A 2,613-nucleotide genomic window follows, 5' to 3' on the forward strand; every position below is an offset into this window, starting at 1 on the left:
GTTCCATGACGCGCCGAACATCCTGCATTACGGCAGCGCCAATGAAGGCGTCGAGATGCGGCCAGGCATGATCTTCACCATCGAGCCGATGATCAATCTGGGCAGGCCGCACGTGAAGGTTCTGTCGGATGGCTGGACCGCGGTAACGCGCGACCGCTCGCTGTCGGCGCAGTACGAGCACACGATCGGCGTGACCGACACAGGGTGCGAGATTTTCACGCTGTCGCCCAAAAAGCTCGATCGCCCCGGCCTGCCGGCTTAGAGCGCACCTTACCCGGCGGGAGGCCGTCTATGCCGACTGCACATCCGCGGCATTCGGCAGGTCGATGGTAACGACCAGTCCGCTGGGCTGGTTGTCCTCCAATTCGATCCTGCCGCCGTGCCCCTGGACGATGTCGGCAACGATCGAGAGGCCCAGACCGAAGCCATGCTTCGACGCAATGCCGCGCGACGCATCTTCCTTGAAGAATGGTTCGAAAACACGGGCACGTGCCGTCATCGGAATACCCGGCCCGTCGTCCCCTACCGTGATGCGCGCCGCCGTGCCGGTCGCCGTCAAGGCGACCGTGACATTGCCAGCGAATTTGACCCCGTTGTCGCAAAGATTGGCGATCGCACGCGCCAATGCATTGGGCTTGCACCAGCCCAGAAGCCGGTCCGGCCCGGAATATGAGACAGGAAATCCGACATCGGAGAATTCGGCGCAGACGGTTTGCAGAACGCTGGCAATATCGGCGCGCTGCAGCTTCTCCGTCGAAACATCGTTGCGCAGGTAGGTAAGGGTCTCATCGATCAAGATTTCGATGTGCTGGACATCGGACAGGATTGCGGTTCGGATTGGGCCATCATCCATGCGCTCGGCGCGAAGCCGCAGCCGCGTCAAAGGCGTGCGCAGATCATGACTGACGCTGCGCAACATGCGCGTGCGGTTTTCGATCATCGTGCGGATACGCGTCCTCATCCTGTTCAGGGCGCGCGCCAACCCCACCATTTCAATGGAGCCGTGTTCGACGAAGAGCTGGTCGCCATTCTCGATCTCGGCCGAACCGACTGCCGCCGAGATGCGCTTCAACGGATCCGTCACGGCCCAAACCGCAAACAGCCAGATCAGCACGGGCAAGGCAACGAAAGCCATGAACCTGTAGAACGAGGCACGGACGAGGCCCGATGTCAGCCAGGAATCGGGCATGCCGAAATGGGCCAGGACGTCCTGCTGGTCGAGGTCGATGACAAACGCGTATCGGCCGCCGATCCTTATCCAGCGTCCCTCAACCGTCCCCCTGTCGATACGCAAAAGCCATTCGACACTTCGCCATTGCAGATAGGACTGGGGAATGCCGGTTATCCGGTCCTTGGGCAATATCTCGAAATCAAAGCCGGCCCGCTTTGCTGTCGCCAGAATTGCGCCACGCGCCTGCGCCGGCGTTTCTTGCAACAAGGCAGCAACAACGGCCGCACGCCCGGCGTTATCTTCCGCGGCGGGAAGATCGGCGTTCTCTATGAAACTCTCGACGACCGAACCGACGAACATGATCACGATCACCGCGATGAAAATGATTGCCACAAACTGCCCACGCACGGACTGTGGCAAGAAACGGCGGATGAAATCCCTTATGCTTCCTCCACCGTCGCGGTGAAGATGTAGCCACCCAACCGAACGGTCCTCAAAAGCACCGGATCGCGCGCATCCTTTTCGATCTTCCTGCGGATTCGACTGATATGGACATCGACGCTACGCTCGATCGGCCCCGCGAGCCCGGCATGGGTTACGCCCAGAAGTTCCTCACGAGAGAGAACCCGGCCTGCATTGCGACAAAACGCAAGCAACAGGTCGAATTCATGCGTCGTGGTCGTCACCCGCGCATTGTTGGGGTCATGCAATTGCCGGCGTATGGGATCAAGGCGCCAGCCGTTGAAACGAAGTACCTTCGACCAGTCCCGCTCGTCGGGATCATAGGCTGTACGGCGCAGCAGCGCCCGTATCCTGGCCGTCAGTTCACGCGCGCTGAACGGTTTCGTCACATAGTCGTCCGCGCCGATTTCCAGCCCGAAGATGCGGTCGATTTCCTCGCCGAGCGCGGTCAGCATCAGGATCGGAATGTTGGTTGCGGCACGAAGGCGGCGGCAGATGTTGAGACCGTTTTCGCCCGGCAACATGACATCGAGCACGATGAGATCGAATTTCTGGGTGCGAAGCGCGGCATTCATCTGGACGCCGCTCTCGGCAATTTCCACAGTCATGCCGTTGTCGGTGAGCGTGTCGCCCAGCATGCGTGCGATCTCCAGATCGTCTTCGACAATGAGGATGCGCGAACCTTGCCTTGCCGACCTGGATTCGGCGCTCAAATCGCTTTGGTGCCGTTGCTGTGCCATTCCGGAGCTTGTCCAGCTTGCATTTGGTGCCCTGGGTAGGCGTCAGAACCGATATCCGACGAGAAGCATCCCTGAAGGCTGGATCTTTTCGACGACGACGGGGCTGTCGGCAGCGTCACCCAAGAGAACGCCGACCCCCGCTTCGCCGCGCACCATCCAGTTCTCGTCGAGCATATATGTGGCGGAAATCGAAAAATCGGCGCGCTTCAAACCGGCGCCGGCATCATAGCGCGCCAGCCC

General features: G+C 60.4%; 5 protein-coding genes. 2 read left to right on the top strand and 3 right to left on the bottom strand.

Annotated elements, in window-relative coordinates:
- Positions 1–262, top strand: a 262-nt coding sequence (locus tag EN879_RS31500) for a M24 family metallopeptidase (RefSeq protein ID WP_127274508.1), incomplete at its 5' end; no start/stop codon positions are given.
- 27 nt (positions 263–289) lie between these two features.
- On the opposite strand, the gene EN879_RS31505 is transcribed toward EN879_RS31500, so the two are convergent.
- Positions 290–1,189 carry a HAMP domain-containing sensor histidine kinase gene (locus EN879_RS31505; RefSeq protein WP_245441330.1) on the bottom strand — a complete coding sequence of 300 codons (900 nt, stop codon included), beginning with the start codon at positions 1,187–1,189 and terminating at the stop codon, positions 290–292.
- A 6-nt stretch (positions 1,190–1,195) separates the two neighbouring features.
- Here EN879_RS31505 and EN879_RS40285 point away from each other — a divergent pair, with 6 nt between their 5' ends.
- Positions 1,196–1,645 carry a hypothetical protein gene (locus tag EN879_RS40285; RefSeq protein WP_245441331.1) on the top strand — a complete coding sequence of 150 codons (450 nt, stop codon included), beginning with the start codon at positions 1,196–1,198 and terminating at the stop codon, positions 1,643–1,645.
- Here the strand turns inward: EN879_RS40285 and EN879_RS31510 are convergent.
- Both EN879_RS31510 and EN879_RS31515 read right to left on the bottom strand, forming a co-directional pair.
- A complete protein-coding gene (locus tag EN879_RS31510; protein WP_063167867.1) occupies positions 1,612–2,373 on the bottom strand; it encodes a response regulator transcription factor in 762 nt (253 codons plus the stop codon). The two genes, EN879_RS40285 and EN879_RS31510, sit on opposite strands and share 34 nt — an antisense overlap.
- Positions 2,374–2,415: 42 nt before the next feature.
- The coding region (locus tag EN879_RS31515; protein WP_164774701.1) for a MipA/OmpV family protein at positions 2,416–2,613 on the bottom strand (198 nt) is incomplete at its 5' end.

It is taken from the genome of Mesorhizobium sp. M7A.F.Ca.AU.002.02.1.1, from assembly GCF_003998535.1.
Classification (GTDB): Bacteria; Pseudomonadota; Alphaproteobacteria; order Rhizobiales; family Rhizobiaceae; genus Mesorhizobium; species Mesorhizobium ciceri.

Bases quoted from the DNA above. Each gene is read 5' to 3' on its own strand.
- EN879_RS40285 (WP_245441331.1), top strand. From the start codon at position 1,196: ATGGGCCAGGACGTCCTGCTGGTCGAGGTCGATGACAAACGCGTATCG.
- EN879_RS31510 (WP_063167867.1), bottom strand. From the start codon at position 2,373: ATGGCACAGCAACGGCACCAAAGCGATTTGAGCGCCGAATCCAGGTCG.
- EN879_RS31505 (WP_245441330.1), bottom strand. From the start codon at position 1,189: ATGCCCGATTCCTGGCTGACATCGGGCCTCGTCCGTGCCTCGTTCTAC.